Source organism: Legionella sp., from assembly GCF_047605385.1.
Taxonomy (GTDB): domain Bacteria; phylum Pseudomonadota; class Gammaproteobacteria; order Legionellales; family Legionellaceae; genus Legionella.
Genome location: NZ_JASGFU010000012.1, coordinates 18,907 through 45,885, shown reverse-complemented (window position 1 = coordinate 45,885; position 26,979 = coordinate 18,907). Strand labels below are relative to the sequence as shown.

Sequence of the window (26,979 nt, the reverse complement as noted above, 5' to 3'; positions counted from 1 at the left end):
TTTTATATCAAAAAAATGCAATAGTTGCAAGATTTTTGTAGAAACATATAATCACATTTTTTATAAATTGAGTCATTATGATGCATCGTAGAATTAAAAGTTATGTATTGCGCGCAGGGCGAGTGAGCAATCGGCAACAACAAGGATTAGATTTTTGGCTGCAAGATTATGAATTGTTCATAACTGGAACGTCTTGGAATTTAGAAACGATTTTTGGCCGTCAGGCGGACACGATTGTGGAAATCGGCTTTGGTATGGGAACTTCGTTATTAACTATGGCGCAAAATAGTCCCGAATTAAATTATATAGGTATTGAAGTGCATCAAGCTGGAGTTGGTAGCCTTGCGGCAGATTTGCATGATCATAAAATAACTAATGTGCGTATTGTTGCCTATGATGCGGTAGAAGTCTTTAAAACGCAAATTGCAGATAACTCGCTAAGTGGGGTGCAGATTTTTTTTCCTGATCCATGGCATAAAAAGCGTCATCATAAGCGGCGCTTGATTCAACCAGAGTTCATTCGCTTATTAACACAAAAATTAAAACCAGCGGGTTTTATTCATTGTGCTACGGATTGGCAAGCATATGCCGAGCATATGCTTGAGGTATTATCGTCAGAGTCAGCGTTGCGTAATTCACAAGTTGATGGAGGATATTCTCCAAAGCCTCAGTCACGTGGTTTAACCAAATTTGAGCAACGTGGCGAGCGTTTGGGCCATGGTGTGTGGGATTTAATCTTCATTAAGGTTTAGTAGAGCTTGTTGTTGAAAAGTGCATTATCTTAATCTAATCCAAAGCGCTACTTGCTTAAACTGCATATACCCCATAAAATTCCAGTTTTGTTAAAATTAGTCAGGGGAGTCGTACATGGGGTGGAATGAGCCAGATAAAGGCAAGGATCCTTGGAAAGGCAAGAATCAGCCTCCAGATTTAGATGAAGCTCTTAAACGTGTGCATGGCAAATTGAAGAAAATTCTTTTTGGCGATACTGGAAAACCGTTAGGTGAGTCACCCCAAAACTCAAATACAGGTATAATTGCAATGATGATTGCATTTACTGTATTTCTCTTGTGGGTATTATCAGGAATTTTTATTGTGGACCCGGCAGAGCAAGCAGTTATTCTACGATTTGGTAAGTATATAGAAACTGTTGGTCCTGGTTTGCATTGGATTCCTCGTATTATCTCTTCCAAAACAGTGGTAAATGTCGATAAGGTGGTGGATCATTCTTATTCAACCCAAGTACTTACTAGTGATAAAAATTTAGTAGCCGTATCTTTAGTGGTTCAATACCGAATCAGTGATTTACAACGGTATGTATTTAATGTTGCTAACCCCGAAGATAGTTTGCAACAGGCAGTATCCAGTGCCGTATGGCAAGTTATTGGTGCAAATACATTGGATCAGGTGCTTGCAGAAGATGTGGATGTTTGGGCGAGCAAGGTCCAGGAAACCTTGGCTAAAATGCTTGAGTTATACAAATCTGGCATTTTGGTTGTCAATGTTTCACCCCAGCCAATACGCGCTCCAGAAGGCGTACAAGATGTTTTTGATGATGTGATTAAAGCTAAAGACGATAAGAAGCGTTTCATAGACCAGGCCAATGCCTATGCAGCAAAAATTATTCCTGCTGCTGAAGGCAAAGCCAGCCGCATTCAGCAAGAAGCAGAAGCTTTTTCCCAGAAAGTGGTATTACGCGCTCGAGGAGAGGTTTCTGAATTTTTAGCCTTATTACCACAATATACAGCTGCTCCTGCGATCACTGCGGAACATATGTACCTTAAGACCATGCAAAGAGTATTAAAAAATAGCAGTAAAATTATTGTTGATAGCAAATCAAGCAATTTATTGTATTTGCCTTTAGATAAATTATGGCAAAATCAATCCGAGAGTGTATCTGCAACAAGTACGAAAAGCATTAAAATAGATACGGATGATAATACAGATACCAGCAGTTTAGTCGATGGGCGTGATGTGACTAGACCCGTTTATCGTCAGGGGAGAGAATAATAATGAAGAGCATCAGTAAAACCCTTGGTATCTTATTGTTTTTATTTATTTTATTACTTATTAGCAGTTTGTTTACCATAATAGAAGGCCAGCAAGGCCTTATTTTGCGCTTAGGGCATGTGCTTAAAGAAGATGGACAAGTTAAGGTGTTTAATCCGGGTTTGCATTTTAAAACGCCATTCATTGAGAGTGTTCGTATTTTTGATACCCGTATCCAGACTATAGACATTAAGTCAATGCGCATTATTACCAAAGAAAAGAATGATGTGGTATTAATAAACTATTATGTAAAATGGCAGATTGATGATTTAGCCAAATATTTTATGGCAACAGATGGTAATGATTTTAAAGCAAAAACCTTGTTAGAGCAGCAGTTAAATTCTTTATTGCGTATGCAATTTGGCAAACGAACAGTTTCAGAACTCGTTTCTGAAAACCATAATGAAGTAATAAGTTTATTGCGTACTACAGCCGAACAACAAGCAAGAGAAATTGGCTTAAAAATCATTGATGTGCAGATTAAGGGCATTGAACCGACAGCTAATACTCGTAATGCCATCTATCAGAATATGCGAATTAAGATGCAAAATATTGCGAACCAGCATCGTGCCGATGGTAAGGCAATGGCAGAGGAAGTAAAAGCAAAGGCTGACGCTCAAGTAATGGTGTTAATCGCTACCAGCAAAAGCGAGGCACAAAAAGCACGTGCAATTGGCCAGGCAAAAGCTGCAGAAATTTATACTGAGGCTTATAGTAAGGATAAGGATTTTTTTGCTTTGTACCGTAGTTTACTTGCTTATGAGAAAAGCTTCCAAAGTAAGAAGGATATTTTGGTATTAGATCAAAGCAGTGCTTTTTTCGATTATTTTAAACAGGCAACACCAAAAAATGATGGTGTAAGTATTAAAAAGTAACTATAATGTCCGATTTTGCTGAAATCAGGTGCAATTTTCGTGCTTGATAGCATGGTGCAGATTAAGAGTAGAAGATGGGTAAGAGCGTTGTTGTTTTAGGTACACAGTGGGGCGATGAAGGCAAAGGAAAAATTGTCGATTTGTTAACGCAAGATGCGCAGGTCGTTGTCCGTTATCAAGGTGGTCATAATGCTGGCCATACATTAAAAATTAATGGAGTGAAAACGGTCTTGCGCTTGATTCCTTCGGGGATGTTGCGTCCATATGTTACTTGTTACATTGCTAATGGCGTGGTGCTTTCACCAGAAGCTTTGTTAGGTGAAATCAAAGAATTAGAAGCTACCGGAATCGATGTCCGTTCACGCTTGCGCGTGAGCTTGGCCTGCCCATTAATTCTTTCTTGCCATGTGGCTTTAGATAAAGCACGTGAAGCTCATATGGGTAAAGCGGCGATTGGTACTACAGGTCGTGGTATTGGCCCTGCTTATGAGGATAAAGTAGCCCGACGTGCATTAAAAGTAGGTGATTTATTTCACCCGGAACGTTTTACTCAAAAACTGACGGAACTTTTAGATTATTACAATTTTGTGCTAACTCAGTACTTTAAGCAACCTGCAGTTGAAATGCAGCCTATATTGGATGCTGCGTTGACTTGGGCTGAAGAATTACGCCCAATGGTTTGTGATGTGCCTACAGCGTTACACCAACATCGTGAGAAAGGCGATAATATCCTTTTTGAAGGAGCACAAGGGGTATATCTGGATATTGATCACGGCACTTATCCTTTTGTTACTTCATCAAATACCTGTGTTGGTTCCGTAGTGAATGGTGCTGGTTTCGGCCCTAAGTACATTGATTATGTTTTAGGAATTACTAAAGCGTACACAACTCGTGTTGGTGGTGGTCCTTTTCCTACAGAGCTTTTTGATGATGTAGGTAAGCAAATTGCAGAACGTGGCCAAGAGTTTGGCGCCGTTACTGGTAGGCCACGCCGTTGTGGTTGGTTTGATGCCGTATTATTGAAGCGTTCTATTGAACTTAACAGCATTACTGGTTTGTGCATTACGAAATTAGATGTGTTGGATAACTTGGATGTGTTGCGCATTGCAGTAGCCTATAAGGACAGCAATGGCAATCTGTTGTCTCGTCCTCCACAAGCAGCGGTTGATTTTGAGGGATTAGAGCCAGTTTATGAAGAAATGCCAGGGTGGAATGCTTCTACTGCTGATGTGACCAATATGGCTGACTTACCTGCAAATGCGATTGCTTATTTGCAGCGAATAGAACAGTTATTAAATGTTCCTATTCATATGCTTTCAACTGGTCCTGAGCGCGATTCTACAATTATTCTTCAGGATCCATTTAACGTTTCATGTTAAGTTAAGAGTATTGTCTTTTCTTGCACGGAAATCCGTTGACTTGTTCGCGTGATCTAGCAATGTGGTTAGATTTCGCGTATAAACCGCAGAACGAGGAAGTCACGATTTTTTCATGCTTAGGCTCTGAGCTGCTTCGATACGCATCAATTTCATTTTCATTTGATTAAAATGTGAGCTTCGCTATTGCCACAAAGATTCAAATGTTTGTAATTTCTGTTCTAAACTCCATTGCAAACGCGCTTTTTCATTGTTTTTAATGAACTCTTTACAGTTTACGTTATTCAGATCCTGGCACTCTTGTACCAATACAGCATGTTCGGGATCTGCCCAAATACTTTTTCCAGCAACAAAGGCATAGGTTAATGCATTGCGATTAATTTGTTTCAGTGTCGAATAATCCAAACCATGATTTAGCACTGCATCTACATACTGTTCTGTTAAATTAGTACGTAATATTCCTTCGTCATCGGTAGACAAAACAACAGGGACATGATGGTTTAAATAATAATTTAGTGGATGCTGTGTTCCCGAGACGTTTAAGAGTTTTTGATTGCTAATCAGATTAATTTCTACAGCCTTATGCTGCTTGGCCATGTAATTCACGGTGCCTTTGGCATCATCCTCATGAGCGATATCCACTCCATGACCAATTCGTTGCGCTTGGCCTGTCATTAACGCGTCATGAATATGATAGGTTAAATCTTTAGGGGGCACTAACTCTTGAGTTAGTTCGCCTGCATGTAACGTAATATTAACCTGTGGATACAGTTGATGCATCCATTGATATACCTGCATTTGTTTGTGGTAATCATGTAAAGAAATAATGCCATCTTCAGCTTGCACTAAATTTATTCCAACCAAATTACCTCCTTGACTTTGTGATTTGGCCGCTGCTTCAAAAGCATTGAGGGTTTGTGCAAAAAAATTATTAAAAGGTTGCTCGCGTAGAGAGTAATACAAGAATTTGATTGTTATTTGACAGTTCATTGTTTGCGGATTGGTGTTACAACCTAACTCTTGGCGAGCTTGTTTTAAGACTCTCTCCGTTTCGGTAACGGTATAATCGACATTCGCTTGAAAGTCTTTATTTGCTAACAGTGTTTCTCTTTTTTGTGCAAAAGAATTTGTATCTCTAATCAATGTCCCAAACCCAAGTGATTTAGCATTATCGGGTAACATCATTAATTCCAGATATTGTTCATTCTGATTCGCGGCTCTTTTTATCACATCGGCCACTAATTCCGGACGGTGTTTAAAAACAAAAGATCCGAATTTGAAAAAGGTATTAAAAAAGTGATCATGAGCGCTTTCTTTACCAGGAGTAAAGTCTTTTAATGACCAGCTGCGTACTGCGTTGGCATAAATTTCTGGCTGACTCAGTAATTCTTTGGTATTAATCCCTCTACAATTATTGGTAGTTGTTTGTATCTCAAAGGTATTGGTATTGAGGCAGTAGTTATTTTTGGCACTCAAATCCAGCATCATTTCTGGATACGGTCCACCTGCTAAATGATAATGTAACTCCCCACCTTTAGGCATCAGCTTAAAAAATGCAAATAAGGCATTAGGGTCAGTTTTGATCTGTTCAAAATAAGATTGTACACTAGCCAGAGATTGAGAGCACAGTAAAAGGCCAAAAAGGTAAGAAATAGATTTAATAACATTCATCGGTTTTTATCTTGGTGGTAAAACATGAATCATCAGGTAATTATAAAAAATTCGCAAGCAGTTTGTCTTTAAGATGATGAACATCTAAAAGCAAGCATTGTATTTAACTGTTATTCATAGCAAAATGATTTTTATAACTCCTAACCATTAAGGCGAATATGACTCATTTTTTATCAAGATTTCGTGCTGTTTTGGGGGCTTTGGCAGCATTTTTCCTAAGTACAGGCAATATAATGGCTGCAGAGCAATCTCAAAAAACTATTAATGTGGGTATCTATGCGCCTTTTACCAGCGATTCAGCATATATTGGCCGCAATATGTTAGGAGCGATGGAAATTGCTCGTAGCCAATTAAAAGATCCTGAAATTCATTATGAATTTTATACTTTAGACTTGGTTTCAAATCATGCAAACGCTGCGCCTACCTTGCAAAAATTTATCGATGCCCACCACATCAATATACTCTTAACTGAGAGAGATACTTCTGCTTCTGTGGTTGCTCCTTTAGCGAAAAAAAATAAGCTAATTCATTTTTGCTTGGGATGTGATGGAGCTATTGCTGATGGTACACATAACTTTCAAACCAAAAGTCCAAACCATCGACATGGTGCCGTATTAACAACGGCGATGCGTTCTAAATTTGTAGCGCAGTTTAAGAAAGAGTATTTTAGTCACCCAGTCACTGAAGCGGGTTATGCTTACGATATTTTTCATGTTTTGAATAATAGTGCAGTTATTGCAATGAAAGCAAACACTGATTTTTCTGGCCAAGCAATTACTACGCATTTATTGGCCTTGGAATCTGGGAAAGGGGTATTGGGAACATTTAGCCTAAATAAAAAGGGTATTTCTTATAAAAAGGAAGTGTTAACTGCCTGAGTGTTATCTGATTTAAAACCAGGCAATAGTGCTTTTATATTAACTAGAGGTAGTATTAATGAAAATGATAAAAAAAGCTGTATTCATGATTGGATGTTCTGTTTCTACGATTGTCATAGCAGCACCAGGAAATTCTAGTTTATATGATAAGTTATACCAATTAGCAGAAAAAATGCATTATATGGAATATGCGTTAACTCCTGAAAAACAAAAAATAATAGAAGAACTCTCCAATAATATTGCAACAGTTATAAATGAACCCAATGAGATTACTTGTGGAAATAAAATTAGTGTATTTAAAGAAGCTTATAAATGGTCTTATAGTTCTGATGGTTTAGATTATACCACCTCTAATGCAGAAAAATTTGCTACTGGTATAGTGAGCAAATCCTGTCCTGAAGCATATCTTAACGTTTTTAAATTATCGTATAATTTTGCCTTTAAGAGTAATGGAATGGATAAACCAAGATCTGGTGCACTACAAATAGCAACTAAAATTAGTGATTATGAGGAATCAAAGTTTTATACACAAAACACATTACAATGCTACATGGAGAATTATGAATTTGCCTATTCAAGCAGTGGCATGAATAAAACCAGAGCCGCATCAGAGGTCTTTGCTAATCAACAATGTTTAGGTTAGGTGATGATACCTGTCATATTACATTAGGCATTTAATGTACTAAAGATTTTTTTAAATTAATAATATGTTTGTAAGCTTCATTAATTCTTTCTTCACTGATTTCACCCGATTGCACTCTGGTTTCAATAAGATGTACTAATTGCTCTGGATCTTGTGCTTTGGGTGAGAGCGCATTCCCAAAAATCAGCATGTCTGCCCCGGCATTAATTGCGAGTACCAATGCTTGCTCAAGAGGGTATTGAGCGCTAATCGCACGCATTTGCATGTCATCGGTAATAATTACTCCTTTATAATGAAGTGTATGGCGCAAAAGATCAGTCAATATTTTATGCGATAAAGTGGCCGGTAATCCAGAGTCATCTAACTGACGATTTACAATATGCGCAGTCATAATTACTCCGCATGAATTCTTTTGATTTAATAATTTTTGATAAGGTTCTAATTCGTAATTTTTCCAGGTATCGGTGACGTCAACAAAGCCTAAATGAGAGTCAGACGTGGAGCTTCCATGTCCGGGAAAATGTTTATAAGCACATTGCACCTTTTGATTTAAGAAATGTTGAGAATAAATCTTAGCGTCGCGGGTGACCAGTGCTGGATCGTTAGAAAAACTTCGCTCTTTCTTCGCAATAATCGGATTATCAGAATTGACATTTACATCCACTAATGGAGCAAAATCCAGGTTAAAGCCTGATGCAGCCAGAGTATTTGCCATTATTTTTGCATTGGCATTAATCTCTTCAACATTTTTTTCACCGACTTCTGCAGCGCTTAGTGTTGCAGGAAAACCATATTTTTCACTTAAACGAGTAACATGACCACCTTCATAATCTACAGAGATTAATAAAGGTAAATTGGGCCGATGATGAGTTAAATTAGCTTGTTTCGTAAAATACTGTAAATCATGATTTAATTGTTTTACTTGAGCAGGGCTTTCTATATTTTTATCAAAGGTCTGGGTTTGAATGTTATAATCAAAAAGAATAACACCACCAATATTGTTTTTGGCAATGGCGTTGACTATTTCTGATTGCGCATTAATTTGTTTTCCATCAAAACCAATCAGTAACATTTGGCCGATTTTATCATGTAAACTCACTGGAGGTAGGGTCTGAGCTTTGCATTGAAGTGACCAGCTGAGCGCGAAGAATAAGGGTAGAAAATAGTGTAAAAATGACATAATTAGCACCAAAAATAAAATAATTTTATCATTTTGATTAAATTTTGGCAATAAAAACCCCCTTTCACAAGAAAGAGGGAACAGATGGAGCCTATTTATTATTGGCTAGGGCCATACCTTCCAGTACAGTCAAAGCTGAATAAAGCTGGTAGTCGGTGTGTAACAAATCCTCAGGTTTTTCTGTAGAGTTTTTCACAGTAGAGTTTTCTGGATTGTTTTTATTCATGATGTGTCCGTTCAAATTGGCTTCACTAAAACCAGTTGCATCAGTGTTTTTGGCACCTGCAATTTTAGGTATTTCCAATTCGTTGACGACGATATCAGGTACAATGCCTTTGGCTTGGATTGACGTACCAGAAGGGGTATAATATAAAGCGGTAGTCAACTTAATACCAGTCTTACTGTCCAGAGGTAACACGGTTTGCACTGAACCTTTACCAAAACTGGTAGTGCCAAGCACAATGGCGCGTTTATTATCTTTTAAAGCCCCAGCAACAATTTCTGCTGCAGAAGCTGAACCATTATTGATTAATACCACCATTGGTGCATTATTTAAAATGTCGATTCCTTTAGCTAAGGCAGTGAAGTCTGACCCTGGGAGTCGACCTCTTGTAGAAACAATAGTTTCTGGCTTGCCTGATTTGTCTTTACCTAAAAAAGCATCAGAAACTTGGATGGCTGCATCAAGAAGCCCTCCTGGGTTGTTTCTTAAATCCAAGATTAAACCCTTAAGGTTACCGCCAGATTGTTGTTTTAAACGATCAATCGCTTGCAACATGTCTTTTCCGGTTAATGCTTGGAATTGAGTTAAGCGGATGTAGGCATAGCCAGGAGCTAATAATCGTGCTTGTACACTCTTAATTTGAATGACTTCACGAATTAAATCAAAGGACAAAGCCTTATTAACCCCTTTACGTAAGACGGTTAAGTGAATTGTACTGCCTGCTTTACCACGCATTAAGTTTACGGCATCTTTAAGGGATAAGCCTTGTACTGATTCTTTACCTAATTTAATGATATAGTCACCGGATTTAATTCCCGCTTTAAAAGCAGGAGTATCCACTAGAGGTGTGACTACTTTGACTACACCATCTTCCATAGTGACTTCAAGACCTAAACCACCGAATTCACCACTGGTGGAAGTTTGTAATTCTTTGAATTCCTCTTCATCCAAATAGCTTGAATGGGGATCAAGACCGCTGAGCATGCCACGAATGGCATTATCAAACAATTCTTTGTCATCTGTTGGTTTTACATAGTATTTCTTTATTTCACCCAAAGCATTAGAAAAACGTTGCACATCTTCTAATGGAACTGCCTTGCTTGAGCTAGTGTTGGTGCTTTCAGCATTAGATTCATCCGCGGTGAAGGCTGTCAGAGGTAACATCAGTGACACTGCATACACTGTTGCTAGCATGCATGGATGTAATTTTCTTATCAACATGGCGATCTCCTCAGATGCGGGCTTAATTTACAGATGCCCTCTTCTTTTTTTTATTTTTATATATTTGAAATGCAATTTAAGTGCCAGAGGTGAGGCGATTACTTTTTATTAATGTTAACTGAGCGTAATTACTCAATTATTTTTTAATTAAAGTAAAATGCCTAAACCTAAGATAACCAAGCTAGAGGAGGGATGGTTTTTCCCCTTAGTCTTATTTCGAAGTATAGACCGTTTTGTTTAATTCCGCCGCTATGACCGACACTCGCTATTTGCTCGTTCTTATTGACGTTGTCTCCTTTACGTTTAAATAAGGACTCATTATGTGCGTACAAGGTCATAAATCCCTGGCCATGATCAATAATAAGTAATAAGCCATACCCATTTAGCCAGTCGCTAAAAACGACTTTACCGGGATGCACGGCAGTTACTGGTGTGCCTTCATCGGCAAAAAATGTCACTCCTTGATTCATCTTTTGTAAAGGTCGGCTCTGAGACTGGACTGGAGGCGGCAATTTTTTACGCATTTGATTAAACGGCTTGCTCGCTTGTGCAATACTTTGCTGTGCAAGCGTTTTTAATAAACGCGCAAGATTCTCTTTATTGCGTCGTGCTTCACGTAAGCTATATTGTTTGCTTTGAATTTCATTATTTAGCGATTGAAGCAATGTTGCATGATAATTTCTATGGTTCTCAAGCTGTTGTTGGTTTTTAGTCAATTTAGCTTTGAGCTTTTGATTTTCAGCAAACTCCAGATTTAAGCTTTCTTTGCTTTGATTTAACTGTTGCTTGGTTGCATTGATTTGCGCAATTAATTGTTGGCGCGATTTTATCATGTACTGATAATAAGTTAAGATACGGCTGATTTTATAGGGAGTATCTTGATTTAATAGCCATTTCATTGGTTGATACTCACCCATTTGATAGCGAGTACGTACATGTCTTGCCAGCAGTTGCTGCTGAGTAATTAATTGCTGATTGAGTTGATTTACTTTATTTTGCAGTATATTAATTTTTCCTGATTTGACATTCATGCTTTGCTGAATGTCGTGTAGATCACGAATTCCTTGGCCTATTTGTCGCTCAGTTGACGATAACTTTTTATTTAAAACACTGCGTTTATTGTGTGCTGTATTTAAGGTTTGCTGCAACGAGTCAATTTGCGCATCTAACTGTTTGAGTTTACTTTGGGTTTGTTGAATTTCCGCTGGATTGGTGTATGCGGCAAAAGAAAGCAGTATGCCTAGAGTCATTGCTACTAAATTTTTTTGTAATCTCTTACTTCGTTTAATCATGCGTATCTTTTTCTAACAATTGATGTCCGGTCATTTCTGGAGGAGGTTTAATATTCAGCAAAGCCAGCATTGTTGGGGCTATGTCTGTCAAACTTCCTTTGGTATGCATAAAATGCCAATCTCCACCGACATAGACTAAAGGTACTGGCTCACTTGTATGAGCAGTATGAGCCTGGCAGGTTTTCTCGTCAAACATTTCTTCTGCATTGCCATGATCGGCAGTGATTAAGAGTTTACCTCCTTGATTTTTTAATGCATGCCACACGCGATTTAAGCACTGATCCAAACATTCAATGGCGCGTACAGTTGCGTTAAAATTACCTGAATGACCTACCATATCTGCATTGGCATAATTACAAATAATGACATCATAAGCGCGTGTATTAATGGCGTCAATCAAGCGATCAGTTAATTGTGGCGCGCTCATTTCCGGTTGCAAATCATAGGTTGCTATTTTGGGCGAGGGAATTAATATTCTATCTTCACCCGGAAATACGTTTTCATTGCCACCATTGAAGAAAAAGGTAACATGGGCATATTTTTCAGTTTCTGCAATACGCAGTTGCCTTAAACCATGGGTAGCCAAGACTTCACCTAAAGTATTATTCATTGAAATCGGCGGAAAGGCTTGCGTTGTGGGTAAATTTTTATCATATTGAGTCATGCTGATGAAATAAGATAGATGTGAAGTCACTTTACGATGAAAATGGTGAAAGGCCGGATCAATAAATGCAGTGGTTAATTGTCTGGCTCTATCGGCTCTGAAATTAAAAAAGAAAAGGGCATCCCCATCTTCTATTGCCTTTCCAGAGCTGATGCGCGTAGGTGGAATAAACTCATCAGACAGATTGTCTTGATAATAGGCTTTGATGGCAGTTTCTGCATCTGTAAAATGTTTGTCGCTTTGGTTTTGAGTCAATAAATCATAAACCGGTTTTATCCGTTCCCAGCGATTGTCTCGGTCCATCGCGTAGTAGCGTCCAGAGATAGAGCAAATGGTTGCTACAGGGGATTGTTTTAGCTCTATGTGCAAACGTTCAATACTTTGTAAGGCACTTTGCGGTGGGGTATCACGCCCATCCAAAAACAAATGCAAACATACGGAATGGAAATTTTGTTGCGCACACAGAGCTAAAAGCGCAAATAAATGCTGTTCATGGCTGTGTACTCCACCAGGAGAAAATAATCCCATAACGTGTAATGACTTGCCTGTACTCTTTAACTGCTGAATTACTTCAAGAAACACCGGGTTTTTCGCAAATTCCCCATGTTCTATGCTGTGATTAATACGAGTAAAATCTTGCTCAATAATGCGTCCTGCGCCAATGTGCATATGCCCTACTTCAGAATTACCCATTTGCGTATCAGGTAAGCCTACAGGGGTTCCAGAAGCTTCTACAAGAATATGTGGGCACGTTTGCCACCATTCATCCCATTGAGGTGTATTCGCTTGAGCAATGGCATTGTATTTATTATTTTTGTTATAACCCCAACCATCTAATATGATTAGCAATAAAGGGGTATTCTTTTGCATACAGTACTCCGTAAAGGAAATTACAGCAATTATACTAGGGTCTGTTTGTATTTCTACTACCATGAACCCAAATCAACTCATTTTGACCGGAAGAGTAGAAATACAAACAACCCTATTAAGTATTTATGACGAACACTTAAATTTTTGTATTAAAAAGGTTAGACTATGTACCATTTTTTAGGGTAGGAAGAGTAGTTTTGGAACAGAATATTCCTCAGCATGTTGCCATCGTGATGGACGGTAATGGTCGTTGGGCTGAAAGCCGTGGTTTGCCGCGTATTGAAGGTCATAAGGCTGGTGTTGAATCAGTCAAAAAAATTATTCGTGTATGCATGACCAAAAAGGTTCGCTGTTTAAGCTTATTTGCATTTAGCTCTGAAAATTGGTCGCGTCCTATTGAGGAGGTGACTTTTTTAATGGAGTTATTTATTGAATCTTTGCGCAAAGAACTTGTTGAGTTGAACCAGCATGGAATCAGAATGCGTTTTACGGGCGATCGCAGTTTATTATCTCCAATCCTGCAAGAGCAAATGCAAGCGGCAGAAACTGTAACCGCAAACAATGCACAATTGACTTTGAACGTAGTAGTTAATTACGGTGGTAAGTGGGATATTACAGCTGCAGCAAAAAAAGCAGCACAAGCAGTACTGCAAGGAACGTTAGCGGTAGAAGATATTAATGAAGCAACTTTTGCTCGTTATCTGGATACTGAGGGTTTGGTGGATCCTGATCTATTTATCCGTACCAGTGGGGAATTACGCATCAGTAATTTTTTCCTTTGGCAGCTTGCTTATACAGAACTCTATTTTACTGAAGTACATTGGCCTGATTTTGGCGAGGAAGAATTAGAGTTGGCTCTAGCTTCTTTTGCAAAAAGAAAAAGAAGATTTGGGCAAATCATTTAAAGAAGAGTTCATTGTTTGTGATTAATGCACAGCTTGGCATAATAATAAATAGCACAATAAAAGGGTAGCACTATGTTTTTACAACGGTTAATCACTTCGCTTATTTTAGTGCCCTTGGTTTTATTACTTATTTTCTATGGCTATCCTTGGTTATTAGGTGGAATTGTACTCCTGATATTCCTGGCTGCAGGTAGGGAATGCTTGCAATTAATTCCACTAAAAAATCGTGGCATACAAATTGGGTATTTGGCACTTTTGGTCTTGGGCTTATGGGGTAGTAGTTATGTGTTTTCGTATTGGCTTGTAGTAGGCTTGATTCTTTGGGTGTTGAATATTGTTGCTATTCTTGGTTTTCCACAATCACAAAATTATTGGGGATTTCCAGCACTAGTTGCGAGTGTTTGTTTTATTCTTTTACCTTTATTCATTCAAAGCTTGGTGCATTTATATTATTTGCCTGATGGTAAAGGGTTATTAGTCTATTTACTATTTTTGATTTGGGCTTCAGATATTGGGGCTTATTTAAGCGGAAAATGGATTGGTAAGCATAAGTTAATTCCTCAAGTAAGTCCGGGTAAATCTTGGGAAGGTGTCTTGGGTGGTGTGTTATTAGCTATGCTGGTTGCTGCAGTAGGTAGTTTTTATTTAGCTTTCGAAAATAAACTGTATTGGTTCTTTTTAGCTTTTTGTACTGTAATCATTTCAATTTTTGGTGATTTATTTATCAGTATTTTGAAAAGACGCTGTCATTTAAAAGATACCGGGTCTATTATTCCAGGACATGGTGGTATTTTAGATCGTTTAGATAGCCTGATTGCTGCTTTACCTTTATTCTATTTCGGTTTAATTTGGGGATAACAATATGCTTTTAACATTGCTGTATTTTTTATTGGCCTTGTTATTACTGATCACCGTGCATGAATACGGTCATTTTATCGTAGCACGCTGGTGTGGCGTGAAAGTATTGCGTTTTTCTTTTGGTTTTGGAACGATTTTAGCGCGCTGGCATGATAAAAAAGGAACTGAATATGCATGGTCCTTATTTCCGTTTGGTGGTTATGTTAAAATGTTGGATGAATCTGAAGGTGAGGTTCCTGAAAATGAACGTCATTTAGCATTTAACCATCAATTGATTTGGAAGCGTATAGCCATAGTACTGGCCGGCCCATTGTTTAATTTTCTTTTTGCATTTATTGCCTTATGGTTGGTTTTAGTGATTGGCATGAAGTCTTTAGCGCCAATGATTGATTCCGTAAAACCTGACAGTATTGCTGCTAAAGCAGGTTTAACAACTCGAGAAGAAATCATTTCCTTAAATGGCACCAAGATAAACAGTTGGCGTGATTTTCAGTATGCGATGATGCCTTTAGTTGGCTCTAAAGAAACAGTAAATTTAACGGTTAAATCGTTAGTGGATGGTCATCTCACAGAAATTAACCTTCCTCTTGCTGATTGGCACTTAAATGATAAGAAACCAGATCTTTTCCAAAGTTTAGGTATAGAACCTTTTATCCCAACAATTCCTGCGATTGTTGGGGAAGTTATGCCTGATTCCCCGGCAGCTAAGGCTGGTTTGAAAGTTGGTGATAAACTTATCAGTGTGGATGGCCAAGCTTTTGATGATTGGTTATTTATTGTCGATTATGTAAAAGCACGTCCTAATACTCAATTGATTCTTCAAGTTAAACGCTTGAGTGTTGTCGAAGATATTAATGTGTATACCGGTAGCCAGGATGTTAACGGTAAAGAAGAAGGCTTTTTAGGTGTGCGTTCGCAAAAAGTGAATTGGCCAGATCATTGGTTGCGCACAGAACGAGAACATCCCATTGCTGCTTTAGGTACTGCTTTAAAGCAAACAGTACATCTTACCGAGACAACGTTTATCCTGATGGGCCGTTTGGTTACTGGAAAATTAGGCTTAAATAATATTAGTGGGCCTGTAGGTATTGCTCAAGGGGCAGGGGATTCTGGACGTGGTGGATTGGTAACTTATTTGTTTTTTCTTGCATTAGTCAGCATTAGTTTAGGTGCTTTAAATTTATTACCTATTCCTATGCTTGATGGTGGACATTTACTCTACTATGTTTTGGAGCTAATTCAGCGTAAGCCTGTATCTGATAATTTAAAATCAGCAGGGGCTTATGTGGGGCTGTTGTTATTAGTCGCTTTGATGTTTATTGCTTTGTCTAATGATATTTCAAGACTTACGGGCTAGTAGGCCAATCTGATGCCGATAATAAAGTTTAGGAAGCGCTTTTTATCTCTCAATGGATTTTGAACAAATAAAAAAGATAGAGGACAGAAACTTGACAGTGGTTTCCACTTCCTATAAAAAGTGTTTCAATTTTTGGTGCGTTCGATTGTTTCTTGATTTGGACACACATGTATGCTTTGTTTGCCCTTAAAGTATCCACATTTGGGTGTATAAAGTAAAACTGGACGTAAAATAATAATGAAAAAAATCAGTAGTAAGTTGTTAGTAGGGGTTTGTTGTTCCACGCTTTTAGCTTGGTCTTCTCAAACAATGGCCGATGATGGGTTTGTCGTTCGTAGCATTAAAGTAACCGGTTTACATCGGGTGTCTACAGGAACGGTATTAAACTATATTCCTGTACAAATTGGTGAAGAGGTTGACTCCAGTTCCACAGGAGAAATTATCCGTGCTTTATATGATACCGGTTTTTTTCAGTCCGTTACCTTGGAGCGTCAAGGGAATACCTTGATTGTTAATGTGGTTGAAAGATCAACAATCGGTACGATCAATGTCACTGGAAATAAAGAAATTCCTAGCGATAAAATGAAAGCTTTTTTAAAAGAAATGGGTTTGGTTAAAGGACGAGTATTCCAAAAATCAACTTTAGAGCGCTTAGAAAAAGAATTGAAAAAAGCATATAATGCACGTGGAAAATATAATGCCCGCATTGAGACTCGAGTTAGTGAACTTACTGACAACCGCGTAGCAATTAATGTCACCATTTCTGAGGGGCGTGTATCGCGGATCAAACAAATTAAAATCATTGGCAACCATGATTTTAAGAGCAGTGAATTATTACCTCAGTTAGCGTTATCGAATTCGAATTTATTTACTTATTTCACCAAAAAAGACCAATACTCAAAGTCAGGTATGGATGCCTCTTTAGAAGCGCTACGTTCCTATTATTTGGATCGAGGTTATTTGAAATTTAAAATAGTTTCTTCACAAGTACTACTTTCACCAGATAGAAAAGATGTTTTCATTAATATTCATGTTGATGAAGGACCACAATATCATTTCTCCGGTTACAAAGTTGTAGGGAAAATGGTTGTACCTAAAGAAAAAATTGATTCTTTGATTCAAGTGCATAAGGGTGCAGTTTTTTCTCGTAAAAAAGTAACTGAATCCATTTCTGCTATTGGTCTGGCTTTAGGTGATGTAGGGTATGGCTTTCCAGCGATTAACGCCGAACCGCAACTTGACGAAGAAAATAAAACCGTATTCATCACCTTTGTGATTGAGCCTGGACGTCATGTTTACGTACGACGTATTAAATTCCATGGTAATACGAAAACTGGTGATTATGTGTTACGTAGCGTCATTCGTCAGGATGAAGGGGGTTTGTTATCTTTACACAATATTAAAGAATCAGAACGACAATTACGTCTTTTAGGGTATTTAAAAAATGTGGATATAAAAACCACGCCAGTACCCGGAGCAAATAACCAAGTTGATTTAGATGTTCAAGTTGAAGAGGCACCTTCTGCTGAAGCCAGTGCTTCTATTGGTTATGGTACCAATGGTTATCAAGTCAATGCGTCAATTAATCAACATAACTTTATGGGTACCGGCCGTTCTATGGGTGCTGCATTTACTTCAAGTAAGTGGGGGCAAGATTATAATGTTAACTATTACAACCCATTTTATACCGACACAGGTATTGGTCGTGGTATTAACCTGTATTTCGCGCGAGTCGATCCGCGAAACTTGAATGTTAGTACCTACAGCTCAAACCGTTTTGGAGGGGATGTATCTTATAATTTCCCATTGGGAGAAGCCAGTAACTTCCAATTAGGTTATGGTTATCAAGATGTAGACGTTAAAACGGTAGGTTATGTAATTCCAATTCAGAATTTCATAGGCGTTTATGGCAAACACTTCCAGGAAATTCGTTTATCGTCGGGTTGGAGTAGAAATAGCTATGATCAATTCCCATACCCAACTCGGGGTATAAACCAACAGATTACGGCAGTGGTTGCTTTACCTACAACCAGTAATTCCTTATCCTATTATAAGGGCTCTTATCAGGCACGTTTATATCAGCCTTTAATTCGGGGATGGATATTCTCCGTACAAGGTTTTGCAGGCTATGGAAATATGTTTAACAGCCAAGGTTTGCCATTTTATGAAAACTATTATGCAGGGGGTACTGCCCTACCTGGTCAGGTTCGTGGTTATGACAGTTTCTCTTTAGGTCCATTGGATAATTTACATAACTCCATGGGGGGAAACTTTTTAACTATTGCAAGTGCGGGCTTGATTTTACCTTATCCATTGAGTCGCGATACGGTCAGAACCACAGTATTTGCTGATGCCGGTAACGTATTTGCAGTGAGTACTTTGCCTGCGTTTACAGGTTTTGATGCAGGACCTATACGTTATTCAGCGGGTGTGTCTGTTGAGTGGCGCTCGCCATTTGGTCCTTTGGCATTTAGTGTCGCCAAGGCATTAAATCCACAACGATTCGATCAACAACAATTATTCCAATTTGCCTTATCTTCTGGGTTCTAATCGTTATCTGGATTAGAGCGCTCTCTAATCCAGATTCATTTATGAAATTAATAAATATTTAACCATTAATTTTATGCTGTACATATCGCAACCTATTTCAAATTATGCTAGCATCTTCGTCTTTAAATTTAGGAGATAGTCATGATGAAGCGGTTTGCCGGTGTTTTAGCCTTGGTTTTTAGTGTTTTTAGCGCGTGTGCATTTGCTGATGCTGCAAAAATTGGTGTAGTTGATCTCCAAAAAATCATGCAGACCTCAAGTCAAATGAAAGAGATCCAACAAAAATTGGAAAAAGAGTTTAAGCCACGTCGTGATAAATTAGTTGCTATGGAAGCAACCTTGAAAGCGGATATGGAAAAATTCAAGCGTGACAGTGCAGTAATGAGTACAAATGACAAGAAAAATCTTGAAAAGAAAATCATTGCTGCTCAACAGCAATTTGAGCGTGATGGTCAACAATATCAACAGGAATTAAGCACTGCAAATAATGAATCAATGGAAGGTTTATACGCTAAGGTTCGCGCAGCTATTTCTAAAGTGGCTAAAGAAGACAAGTACGATATTATCGTTCAAAAAGATGCTGCACCTTTCAGTGCTGATGCTCTTGATGTAACTGACAAAGTTGTTAAAGCCATTGACTAATTTGACGTTGCCAAGTTGTTAACTTTAGCACAATTAGCAAAGCATGTAGATGGCGTGTGGCATGGGAATGCTGAGCATGCCATTTTTTCTTTTGCTTCCTTAATGCAGGCCACAGCACAAGATATTTCTTATTATGATCCTGTTTTTCCACATCACTTTTTAGAGAATACCGCAGCAGGCGCTGTATTTCTGAAAGCAACACAACAGTCTCTATATCATGGTAATTGCATCATTGTCTCCGATCCATTACACGCGATGATGCTTGCTACAAAATATTTGGACGTAAGGGTAGTGCCGCAGCATGGAATTGATCTCAGCGCGCAAATACACCCTAGCGTACAATTGGGGCAGAATATCTCGATTGGCGCTTTAGCAATTATTGGTCCACAAGTTCAATTAGCTGATGGGGTTCATATTGGTGCTAATACGGTGATTGAAGCATCAGTGCGAATTGGTAAAGACAGTCATATTGCAAATAATGTAGTGATTCATGCAGGCTGTCAGCTGAGAGCAAATATTGTTGTTAATTCCGGTTGTATTCTTGGTGCTTCTCCATTTAACCATGTAAAACACCAAGGACGTTGGCAACAAGGGCCGGTTGTCGGAAGTGTTTTCCTGGCTGATCGCGTGCATTTAGGTGCGAACACCGTGATTGATAGAGGTACGTTTGCTGATACTTATTTAGCTGAAGGGGTGTGTATTGATAATTTAGTACAAGTAGCCCACGATGTGCTTATTGGTAAGAATACGATCATCGCCGGTTGTGCTGCACTCGGTGCACATGTACGAATTGGTGCCGATTGCATCATTGGTGGGGCAAGTTCAATTGCTGCTGCAGTCCATTTGGCAGATGATGTTGTTATTACGGGCATGTCTACTGTAAGTAAATCCATTACTAAAGCAGGTATCTATTCGTCAGGGAGTCTTGCCCATGAGCATCAACGTTGGCGTCGCAATGCCGCACGATTTAGACGCCTGGATGATTATATAATAAGGCTTAGTCTGTTAGAAAAAAAATTAAATAGTATTGAATAATCACTTTTAGAATTGATTTGGATTAATTAAATCAGGATAATGACTCTTCTTTTAAAGAACCTGATAATAAACCGGGAAATTACGTATGAGTGAATCTACATTGGATATAAAACAAATCTTTGATTTGATCCCTCACCGTTACCCAATGATTTTGGTTGATAGGGTGTTAGATTATAAAGTGTATGATCATTTGACCGCGATAAAAAATGTGACGGTGAATGAACATTTTTTCACTGGGCATTTTCCAGAAAACCCTGTTATGCCTGGCGTACTTATGCTTGAAGCTTTGGCCCAAGCGAGCGGGATTTTAGCTGCGGTATCGCATCCACACCCAGATAATATATTGCATTTTTTTGCAGGCATTGACAATGCAAAATTTAAACATGTAGTAACTCCTGGAGATCAATTACGCCTGGAAGTAAAATTTTTAGGGAAAAAGAATGTATTTTGGCGTATGCATGGCGAAGCTTATGTAGGTGATAAACTGGCCTGTTCTGCGGATTTATTAAGTGCAGCGAAGGAAATTCAAAAGTGATAGATGAAAGAGCAATAATTCACCCATCTGCTAAACTGGCAAAAGGCGTCACTGTAAGTGCCGGTGCTGTAATTGGTGCAGATGTTGAAATAGGTGAAAATACTTGGATTGGTCCTTATGCTGTAATCGAAGGCCCAACGACCATAGGCAAGAATAATAAAATTTTCCAATTTGCCTCACTGGGTGATCAACCACAAGACATCACTTATAAAGGTGAGCTTACACGATTAGAAATTGGTGATAACAATATCATTCGTGAATATTGTATGATCAGTCGTGGAACCGTAAAAGGTGGTGGTTTAACTCGTATAGGTAATGATAATTTTTTAATGGCTTATACTCATGTTGGTCATGATTGTATGTTGGGTAATAACATTATCATCATCAATTATGGGGCTTTATCGGGGCATGTTACCGTTGATGATTATGCAATTATTGGTGGTTATGCTGCAGTGCATCAATTTTGTCATGTTGGGGCTTATGCCTTTGTGGCCAGAGCGACTTACGTACCTAAAGATGTACTTCCTTATATTATGGTTGCAGGATATACCTCATCGGTATATGGAATTAACACCGTGGGCTTGCGTCGTCGTGGATTCTCATCGGATGCCATTAATTGTTTACGTCGTGCATACAAGACTATTTTCCGTAAGGGATTAACAGTGCAACAAGCTGTTGCTGAGCTTGAATTGATGCAAGGTGAATGTCCTGAAGTAATTCCTATGATTGATATGTTGAATAAATCAACACGTGGTATTGTAAGGTAAAAGAACTATGAGGCCGTCTCAAATTGGCTGAGGCAATTGCTCTTGCATCTGAATGAGTACAATAAATTAATTTTAGAGTGATAACTTATGTTAGACAATCAATTGTTGCGAGATGATCCACAATTAGTCGCTTCTCAGTTATTAACGCGTGGTTTTCAATTCGATGTTGATACCTTTACTGCTTTAGAAGAAAAACGTAAAGCTTTGCAAGTTGTTACTCAAGACTTGCAAAATCAACGTAACATTCGTTCCAAGGCAATAGGAGCAGCTAAAGCTCGAGGTGAAGATATTGAACCCATGCGCGAAGAAGTCAATCGTTTGGGGGTTGAGCTGGAGCAAAAAAAAGAAGAGCTTGAATTGATACTACAACAAATTGAAGCCATTATTTTACGACTACCTAATATCCCTGATGAATCGGTTCCTGTCGGTTCCAATGAGACTGAAAATCAAGAAATAAGACGTTGGGGAACTGTTCCTACTTTTGATTTTCCAGTCAAATCTCACGATGAGCTAGGTGAGGCTTTAGACCAAATGGATTTTGCATTGGCAGCAAAGATTACTGGTAGCCGCTTTGTTGTCATGAAAAATCAATTAGCTAGGCTTCATCGTGCTTTGATTCAATTTATGCTAGACATCCATACCCAACAACATGGATATCAAGAAATTTATGTTCCTTACATTGTCAATGCTGAGAGCCTTTTAGGTACTGGTCAATTACCAAAATTTGAAGAAGACTTATTTAAATTAAGTGGTGATCAAGGTTATTATTTAACCTCTACTGCAGAAATTCCTGTTACTAACACTGTTCGCGATGTGATTTTATCTGCCGAAGAATTACCTATCCGCTACACTTGTCATTCACCTTGTTTTCGTAGCGAAGCCGGTTCTTATGGTAAGGACACGAAAGGGATGATAAGACAACACCAGTTTGAAAAAGTAGAATTAGTGTGGATCACCAAGCCTGAAGACTCTTACGTTGCTTTAGAGCAATTGACGCAGCATGCAGAAACAATATTACAACGTTTGGAATTGCCTTATCGAGTAGTTGCTCTATGTACAGGCGACCTTGGTGCAGGTGCTGCAAAAACGTATGACTTGGAGGTTTGGTTACCTAGTCAAAATACTTATCGTGAAATTTCCTCATGCTCTAATATGGAGGCATTTCAAGCACGCCGGATGAAAGCACGCTACCGTCATCCTGAAACTCGTGAAATTGAGTTGGTACACACCTTAAATGGCTCTGGATTAGCAGTAGGTAGAACCTTAGTTGCTTTAATGGAAAATTACCAAGAAAAAGATAGCTCAATTCGTATTCCTAATGTTTTGCGCCCATATTTAGGTGGTTTGGAGCGGATTCAGCTAAGCCAAACAAAATTCTTATCTGGAGTGGGCTTATCTGTTGAGTTCCCTAAAGAATCCTAGCGTATTTTCTTCACTTAAAAAGTAACCTCACGGTGTATGCCATTCTTTGAAGAACGAGATAAGAACTGTCGTTGGCACTGCGTTCGCAATGACAAAATATACATACGCCGTGAGGTTACCACATAATTCAGCTTTGAAGATTATTCGAGGAAATCTTAATATTTTAAATTATTAGTCCCTTCTGGATTGGCAGCCTGTGAATTATCCGTCTGTAAATTACCAAAAAGACCTAATTGGCGTCGCAGCTTCTTCAATACAGCATCTTCTGCATCTTTTTTAGAGAACACTTTTTCTGTTTTACTCTTTAAGCGGTTATCATTATATGAAAACTTAAGTCAATATTTAGTTTTGCTCACTGTCTTTCGAGTGCTAGGACAGCTTAGATTATTTTCTCATTAGTAATTTCGCCTCAGAATCTGTAAAATTTAACAAGAAATCACTATAATAAAAATATTCATCAGCGAATTAATGCTGGTGTTGGCTGTACCACTTAAATTACGTCATTTTAATCATTTATTGGTATCATGGTCATGGCGACACAAGCGATTGTAAAAATGGGCAATAAGCAATTAGCTACACCTTCCTCTCCAATTATCCATTATGAAAAGCCGCTTCAGTATCATCCCGAATTAGCTGATTTAGTCCAAAACCTAAAAGATACCATGCAAGCTAAAGAAGGGGTTGGCATTGCTGCACCGCAAATAGGTTGTAACCGTCGAATTATTATGTTTGGATTTGAGGAGAATAGGCGTTACCCCAATAAAGCACCAGTACCCTTTACCATTTTAATTAATCCCGTGTATTGTCCTTTATCTGATGAGTTGGTTGAAGGCTGGGAAGGGTGTTTGAGTGTACCTTGCATCAGAGGTTTAGTACCCAGATTCAAAAAAATTGAATACAGTGGTTATGATTTGGAAGGGAATTTGGTTACCCGTGTTGCCGAGGATTTTCATGCGCGAATCATCCAACATGAATGCGATCATCTTGATGGCGTTTTATTTCCTTACCGTTTGCGCGATCTACACGAATTTGGCTATGAGGATGAATTGGGCGAGCGTATTTACTTATAGATTCTTATAGTTCATAGAGCAAAACACAACCACATTTAAAATCGCACTCTAGTGAGTGTGTGGATTATCAAGACTTGTAAACTCATGTTATATTTTATGCTTTATCACAGGAAATTATGGTAAGAGCTATGTTTAATAAAAATAAAATAATGAAGCTCATGCTGATTCTAGGTTTTGCAACAACGTGTATGCTGCAAGCTTATGCTTTAATACCTGTCAAAATTAATCCTTTTGCGGAACAAGCGCAAAAAGTAGCCTCTCGGGAAATTGTGGTTTTAGTCCATGGCTTGATGCGTACTTCACTGAGTATGGCGCCATTAAAATTTTATTTGCAGCGCCATGGCTATGAGGTACGTATTTATAGTTATCCATCACCACGATACAGTATTCACCAACACGCACAACAGTTAAATTATTTTATTAAACAATTAGAAGCAGAAAATCCTGGAGTAAAAATTCATTTTGTTACCCACAGTATGGGAGGAATTATTACTCGTGAAGCTTTATCCAGGCTTTCAAAAAAAGAATTCAATCAGATTGGCTATTTAGTCATGATGGCCCCCCCTAATCAAGGTTCCAAATTAGCAAAATTGTCTACAAATATATTTCCCATATTAAAGTCCATGATTAAACCATTATCTGAATTAAGTTCTGAACATTCAGCATACGTCCATCGGGTACCTATTCCTCCTCTAAAAATGGGGATTATTGCTGGGCGCTATGATGCTAAGGTTCCCCCAGAAGCTGCGCGTATGGATGGTTTTGCAGAGCCGATAGTTATTAGTACTACTCATACTTTTATTATGAATCATCCTGAGGCAAAGAAGTTAATTGTTACATTTTTAGAGAAAGGGACATTTAAAGGAAAACAGGGACAATAAAATACATAATTTAACGGGAGTTTCGGATAAATATAGTGTTAATTTTCTAACGAAATGGCTAGTTGGCAATTAATCGTCTATGTTCAATGGGGAATCAGTATAACGAAGTAATGTTATTTTAGACTCGGCCCATAGGTACTAATATTATCGAGATCATTTTTACTGCTTGCTTTTTGTTGGGTTTCGATGGCTTCAAAAAATGCGTCTATGGCAACCGTTGCATGACGTCCTTGCGTTAACAAATGATCCCCTCGAGATAATGGTACAAAAGACACTTTATCGTTATGCTTATTTGCCTGAGCTTCTTCAAAAGAAGAAAAAGGTACAGCTTTGTCTCTTTTACCGTAAAAAATAGTCCAGGAAGGAGCAGTGTCTTTTGCAAATTGCTTGGTAACTAGTGATTTAAGCGATTGATAGGCTTGTGTCATCAGAGACAGAAGATAAGGCAAAGTAGTAATTATTTTTGATAAGTTGGCTACAAAACGTGGTTGATTATTTTGCTGACGAGCAAGTGCTTCTTCATGTGCTTCTCGGCCGAATAATGCGTTACGTAACTCACTAAAAAAGGAAGATAGTGAAGGGGTAACAGCAGGCGAAAAACAGGTCACTGATTTTATGGCCGGTTGCGTTGCAATAAAATCTTGGTTATTTAATAAAATGGCTCCACCCATGCTATGACCCACCAAATTAATTTCAGCCTCTGGATTTTCCGTGATAACAGACTGAACAAATTTTCTAAAATCAATGGTCAAATAATCATTATTGTGGCCGAGATTTCTACGCTCATCATCAAAGCCATAACCCCGATGATCATAGGCAATCACTTTATACCCTTTTTCAATAGCGCTCTGACCTAAATTGTTCCAACACTCGACACTATCCCTCCATCCGTGTAAAGCAATAATAATCTTGGGTGGTTGTGGAGAAGGTTTTTGTTGTTTCTCCCATGTTTTAATTTTTACCAGACGTTGGTCACTAAATTTAGCTATATACCTTTGAAATTCCTGAAACGCATTAACAATATGTTTTTTCAATAGGGGTGATGGAGACATTTGACTAAAATCAGACTTCATTTTTAAAGAATCAATAATATGTTCATCATCCATGTATTCTTTACCTTGCTTATTCCCTTTTTCTTTTCGATATTTTTCAATATGAAAATTTATAAAATCATTAAGGTTATATTGAATGGATTTCTCAGAATATTCTTCATTAAATCGTACGTTTTTATCTAAAATTGGTTTAATGTTATTCTTGAAGAGGGATTCAAGACTATTTTTTGCTGATTTTTCCTTGGCAAAATTTGATAATATTTCGTTTAGGTTTTGCACAGTTATTTCATTAATTTGCGCTTCTATTTTATCAAAGGAAGTATTAATTCGTTCTTTACTGGTTTTAGTGCTCTGAATTTGGTATTTGGCATTTAGTAGGCATTGATGTAGCGATTTCTTGATATTTTCTACATTCTTTTCATTTTCTTGGTCAAAAAGAAGAGGTTGCACTATGTGTTCATAAAATGAATCGACAGTGGCAATAACATAATCTTCTAATTTACTGCCATCCAAAAAGCCAGTTTTAAATTGATGATGACTTAATTGTTGAACTAGTTCTCTATCTGTCTGAGAGAGCGGTTCGGTTTTAAAAAGTTCCTCAACTGATTTCCCTGAGAAATAAAGATCTAGCTTTTTACGACATTGGTCTACTCTATCGCAGTTGTTAAAAATCAATCCAATAACTTCTATATCTTTTTTTCTATTTTCTGAAATGGAACCTTTTTGATAGGTTTTTATGGCTGCTTCCACAGCTGAATGTAATATGTTTATAAGGGTTTTATGTTCAAAAGTATATGATGTTTCTTTAAAACGTTCTTTTGCTTTTTTAAGCATGTAGCGATAGCTGCTTTCGAACATAGAGCGCCCACATTTAAGGTAAGATAATTAAATTATATACTTTAAATATTAATTAAGTATTAACGTCTTTGTTAAAAATAAATATTTTGCATGAGAACTGAATCA

At 38.0% G+C, this 26,979-nt stretch carries 24 protein-coding genes; 17 read left to right on the top strand and 7 right to left on the bottom strand.

Annotated elements, in window-relative coordinates; genetic code table 11:
- Positions 1 to 80 precede the first annotated feature (80 nt).
- The 4 genes from trmB to QM652_RS04485 all read left to right on the top strand — a co-directional run bounded on the left by trmB (position 81) and on the right by QM652_RS04485 (position 4,303).
- Positions 81 to 752: a tRNA (guanosine(46)-N7)-methyltransferase TrmB gene (gene trmB, locus QM652_RS04500; protein WP_415073313.1), complete on the top strand. Its 672-nt coding sequence runs from the start codon at positions 81 to 83 to the stop codon at positions 750 to 752.
- Between the two features lie 115 nt (positions 753 to 867).
- Positions 868 to 2,010 (top strand): FtsH protease activity modulator HflK, encoded by a 1,143-nt coding sequence (hflK, locus tag QM652_RS04495; protein WP_415073281.1) that lies wholly within the window; start codon positions 868 to 870, stop codon positions 2,008 to 2,010.
- A gap of 2 nt (positions 2,011 to 2,012) precedes the next feature.
- The gene (gene hflC / locus QM652_RS04490; protein WP_415073279.1) at positions 2,013 to 2,924 is read left to right on the top strand and encodes a protease modulator HflC; all 912 of its coding nucleotides are present in this window, start codon (positions 2,013 to 2,015) and stop codon (positions 2,922 to 2,924) included.
- 74 nt (positions 2,925 to 2,998) lie between these two features.
- Positions 2,999 to 4,303, top strand: coding sequence for an adenylosuccinate synthase (locus QM652_RS04485; protein ID WP_415073277.1), 1,305 nt, complete (start codon positions 2,999 to 3,001; stop codon positions 4,301 to 4,303).
- A gap of 180 nt (positions 4,304 to 4,483) precedes the next feature.
- Here QM652_RS04485 and QM652_RS04480 read toward each other — a convergent pair whose 3' ends face one another.
- Entirely contained in the window at positions 4,484 to 5,971 is a 1,488-nt protein-coding gene (locus QM652_RS04480) for an adenosine deaminase family protein (protein ID WP_415073275.1), read from the bottom strand.
- Positions 5,972 to 6,129: 158 nt separating this feature from the next.
- On the opposite strand from QM652_RS04480, the gene QM652_RS04475 reads away from it, so the two are divergent.
- Both QM652_RS04475 and QM652_RS04470 read left to right on the top strand, forming a co-directional pair.
- The gene (locus QM652_RS04475) at positions 6,130 to 6,849 is read left to right on the top strand and encodes a branched-chain amino acid ABC transporter substrate-binding protein (RefSeq protein ID WP_415073273.1); all 720 of its coding nucleotides are present in this window, start codon (positions 6,130 to 6,132) and stop codon (positions 6,847 to 6,849) included.
- 58 nt (positions 6,850 to 6,907) lie between these two features.
- Entirely contained in the window at positions 6,908 to 7,492 is a 585-nt protein-coding gene (locus QM652_RS04470; RefSeq protein ID WP_415073271.1) for a hypothetical protein, read from the top strand.
- A 31-nt stretch (positions 7,493 to 7,523) separates the two neighbouring features.
- On the opposite strand, the gene QM652_RS04465 is transcribed toward QM652_RS04470, so the two are convergent.
- The 4 genes from QM652_RS04465 to gpmI form a co-directional block, all read right to left on the bottom strand.
- Entirely contained in the window at positions 7,524 to 8,672 is a 1,149-nt protein-coding gene (locus QM652_RS04465; protein ID WP_415073269.1) for a glycoside hydrolase family 3 protein, read from the bottom strand.
- A 91-nt stretch (positions 8,673 to 8,763) separates the two neighbouring features.
- The gene (locus QM652_RS04460) at positions 8,764 to 10,116 is read right to left on the bottom strand and encodes a S41 family peptidase (RefSeq protein WP_415073267.1); all 1,353 of its coding nucleotides are present in this window, start codon (positions 10,114 to 10,116) and stop codon (positions 8,764 to 8,766) included.
- Positions 10,117 to 10,283: 167 nt separating this feature from the next.
- The gene (locus QM652_RS04455) at positions 10,284 to 11,408 is read right to left on the bottom strand and encodes a murein hydrolase activator EnvC family protein (protein ID WP_415073265.1); all 1,125 of its coding nucleotides are present in this window, start codon (positions 11,406 to 11,408) and stop codon (positions 10,284 to 10,286) included.
- Positions 11,401 to 12,942 (bottom strand): 2,3-bisphosphoglycerate-independent phosphoglycerate mutase, encoded by a 1,542-nt coding sequence (gene gpmI / locus QM652_RS04450; RefSeq protein ID WP_415073263.1) that lies wholly within the window; start codon positions 12,940 to 12,942, stop codon positions 11,401 to 11,403. Before gpmI ends, QM652_RS04455 begins: the two co-directional genes overlap by 8 nt.
- A 197-nt stretch (positions 12,943 to 13,139) precedes the next feature.
- On the opposite strand from gpmI, the gene QM652_RS04445 reads away from it, so the two are divergent.
- The 9 genes from QM652_RS04445 to serS all read left to right on the top strand — a co-directional run bounded on the left by QM652_RS04445 (position 13,140) and on the right by serS (position 23,013).
- Positions 13,140 to 13,847, top strand: coding sequence for an isoprenyl transferase (locus QM652_RS04445; RefSeq protein ID WP_415073261.1), 708 nt, complete (start codon positions 13,140 to 13,142; stop codon positions 13,845 to 13,847).
- Positions 13,848 to 13,919: 72 nt separating this feature from the next.
- Entirely contained in the window at positions 13,920 to 14,705 is a 786-nt protein-coding gene (locus QM652_RS04440) for a phosphatidate cytidylyltransferase (RefSeq protein WP_415073259.1), read from the top strand.
- A gap of 4 nt (positions 14,706 to 14,709) precedes the next feature.
- Complete coding sequence (gene rseP / locus QM652_RS04435; RefSeq protein ID WP_415073257.1) at positions 14,710 to 16,062, top strand: RIP metalloprotease RseP; 1,353 nt, start codon at positions 14,710 to 14,712, stop codon at positions 16,060 to 16,062.
- 237 nt (positions 16,063 to 16,299) lie between these two features.
- Positions 16,300 to 18,612: an outer membrane protein assembly factor BamA gene (gene bamA / locus QM652_RS04430; protein WP_415073255.1), complete on the top strand. Its 2,313-nt coding sequence runs from the start codon at positions 16,300 to 16,302 to the stop codon at positions 18,610 to 18,612.
- A gap of 144 nt (positions 18,613 to 18,756) precedes the next feature.
- Complete coding sequence (locus QM652_RS04425) at positions 18,757 to 19,254, top strand: OmpH family outer membrane protein (protein ID WP_415073311.1); 498 nt, start codon at positions 18,757 to 18,759, stop codon at positions 19,252 to 19,254.
- A 15-nt stretch (positions 19,255 to 19,269) separates the two neighbouring features.
- Positions 19,270 to 20,289 carry a UDP-3-O-(3-hydroxymyristoyl)glucosamine N-acyltransferase gene (gene lpxD / locus QM652_RS04420; RefSeq protein WP_415073253.1) on the top strand — a complete coding sequence of 340 codons (1,020 nt, stop codon included), beginning with the start codon at positions 19,270 to 19,272 and terminating at the stop codon, positions 20,287 to 20,289.
- Positions 20,290 to 20,374: 85 nt separating this feature from the next.
- The gene (gene fabZ, locus QM652_RS04415; protein ID WP_415073251.1) at positions 20,375 to 20,824 is read left to right on the top strand and encodes a 3-hydroxyacyl-ACP dehydratase FabZ; all 450 of its coding nucleotides are present in this window, start codon (positions 20,375 to 20,377) and stop codon (positions 20,822 to 20,824) included.
- Positions 20,821 to 21,591 carry an acyl-ACP--UDP-N-acetylglucosamine O-acyltransferase gene (gene lpxA / locus QM652_RS04410; protein WP_415073249.1) on the top strand — a complete coding sequence of 257 codons (771 nt, stop codon included), beginning with the start codon at positions 20,821 to 20,823 and terminating at the stop codon, positions 21,589 to 21,591. The genes fabZ and lpxA overlap by 4 nt, the downstream gene beginning before the upstream one ends.
- A gap of 87 nt (positions 21,592 to 21,678) precedes the next feature.
- Positions 21,679 to 23,013: a serine--tRNA ligase gene (gene serS / locus QM652_RS04405; RefSeq protein ID WP_415073247.1), complete on the top strand. Its 1,335-nt coding sequence runs from the start codon at positions 21,679 to 21,681 to the stop codon at positions 23,011 to 23,013.
- A 155-nt stretch (positions 23,014 to 23,168) separates the two neighbouring features.
- On the opposite strand, the gene QM652_RS04400 is transcribed toward serS, so the two are convergent.
- Positions 23,169 to 23,300, bottom strand: coding sequence for a hypothetical protein (locus QM652_RS04400; protein ID WP_415073245.1), 132 nt, complete (start codon positions 23,298 to 23,300; stop codon positions 23,169 to 23,171).
- A 243-nt stretch (positions 23,301 to 23,543) separates the two neighbouring features.
- On the opposite strand from QM652_RS04400, the gene def reads away from it, so the two are divergent.
- Positions 23,544 to 24,083: a peptide deformylase gene (def, locus tag QM652_RS04395; protein WP_415073243.1), complete on the top strand. Its 540-nt coding sequence runs from the start codon at positions 23,544 to 23,546 to the stop codon at positions 24,081 to 24,083.
- A 128-nt stretch (positions 24,084 to 24,211) separates the two neighbouring features.
- The gene (locus tag QM652_RS04390; RefSeq protein ID WP_415073241.1) at positions 24,212 to 24,964 is read left to right on the top strand and encodes an esterase/lipase family protein; all 753 of its coding nucleotides are present in this window, start codon (positions 24,212 to 24,214) and stop codon (positions 24,962 to 24,964) included.
- 113 nt (positions 24,965 to 25,077) lie between these two features.
- On the opposite strand, the gene QM652_RS04385 is transcribed toward QM652_RS04390, so the two are convergent.
- Entirely contained in the window at positions 25,078 to 26,874 is a 1,797-nt protein-coding gene (locus QM652_RS04385) for an alpha/beta hydrolase (RefSeq protein WP_415073239.1), read from the bottom strand.
- Positions 26,875 to 26,979: the final 105 nt, after the last annotated feature.

Coding starts and splice junctions, on each gene's coding strand:
- trmB (WP_415073313.1), top strand. CDS start 81: ATGCATCGTAGAATTAAAAGTTATGTATTGCGCGCAGGGCGAGTGAGC.
- hflK (WP_415073281.1), top strand. CDS start 868: ATGGGGTGGAATGAGCCAGATAAAGGCAAGGATCCTTGGAAAGGCAAG.
- hflC (WP_415073279.1), top strand. CDS start 2,013: ATGAAGAGCATCAGTAAAACCCTTGGTATCTTATTGTTTTTATTTATT.
- QM652_RS04485 (WP_415073277.1), top strand. CDS start 2,999: ATGGGTAAGAGCGTTGTTGTTTTAGGTACACAGTGGGGCGATGAAGGC.
- QM652_RS04480 (WP_415073275.1), bottom strand. CDS start 5,971: ATGAATGTTATTAAATCTATTTCTTACCTTTTTGGCCTTTTACTGTGC.
- QM652_RS04475 (WP_415073273.1), top strand. CDS start 6,130: ATGACTCATTTTTTATCAAGATTTCGTGCTGTTTTGGGGGCTTTGGCA.
- QM652_RS04470 (WP_415073271.1), top strand. CDS start 6,908: ATGAAAATGATAAAAAAAGCTGTATTCATGATTGGATGTTCTGTTTCT.
- QM652_RS04465 (WP_415073269.1), bottom strand. CDS start 8,672: ATGTCATTTTTACACTATTTTCTACCCTTATTCTTCGCGCTCAGCTGG.
- QM652_RS04460 (WP_415073267.1), bottom strand. CDS start 10,116: ATGTTGATAAGAAAATTACATCCATGCATGCTAGCAACAGTGTATGCA.
- QM652_RS04455 (WP_415073265.1), bottom strand. CDS start 11,408: ATGATTAAACGAAGTAAGAGATTACAAAAAAATTTAGTAGCAATGACT.
- gpmI (WP_415073263.1), bottom strand. CDS start 12,942: ATGCAAAAGAATACCCCTTTATTGCTAATCATATTAGATGGTTGGGGT.
- QM652_RS04440 (WP_415073259.1), top strand. CDS start 13,920: ATGTTTTTACAACGGTTAATCACTTCGCTTATTTTAGTGCCCTTGGTT.
- rseP (WP_415073257.1), top strand. CDS start 14,710: ATGCTTTTAACATTGCTGTATTTTTTATTGGCCTTGTTATTACTGATC.
- bamA (WP_415073255.1), top strand. CDS start 16,300: ATGAAAAAAATCAGTAGTAAGTTGTTAGTAGGGGTTTGTTGTTCCACG.
- QM652_RS04425 (WP_415073311.1), top strand. CDS start 18,757: ATGAAGCGGTTTGCCGGTGTTTTAGCCTTGGTTTTTAGTGTTTTTAGC.
- fabZ (WP_415073251.1), top strand. CDS start 20,375: ATGAGTGAATCTACATTGGATATAAAACAAATCTTTGATTTGATCCCT.
- serS (WP_415073247.1), top strand. CDS start 21,679: ATGTTAGACAATCAATTGTTGCGAGATGATCCACAATTAGTCGCTTCT.
- def (WP_415073243.1), top strand. CDS start 23,544: ATGGCGACACAAGCGATTGTAAAAATGGGCAATAAGCAATTAGCTACA.
- QM652_RS04390 (WP_415073241.1), top strand. CDS start 24,212: ATGTTTAATAAAAATAAAATAATGAAGCTCATGCTGATTCTAGGTTTT.
- QM652_RS04385 (WP_415073239.1), bottom strand. CDS start 26,874: ATGTTCGAAAGCAGCTATCGCTACATGCTTAAAAAAGCAAAAGAACGT.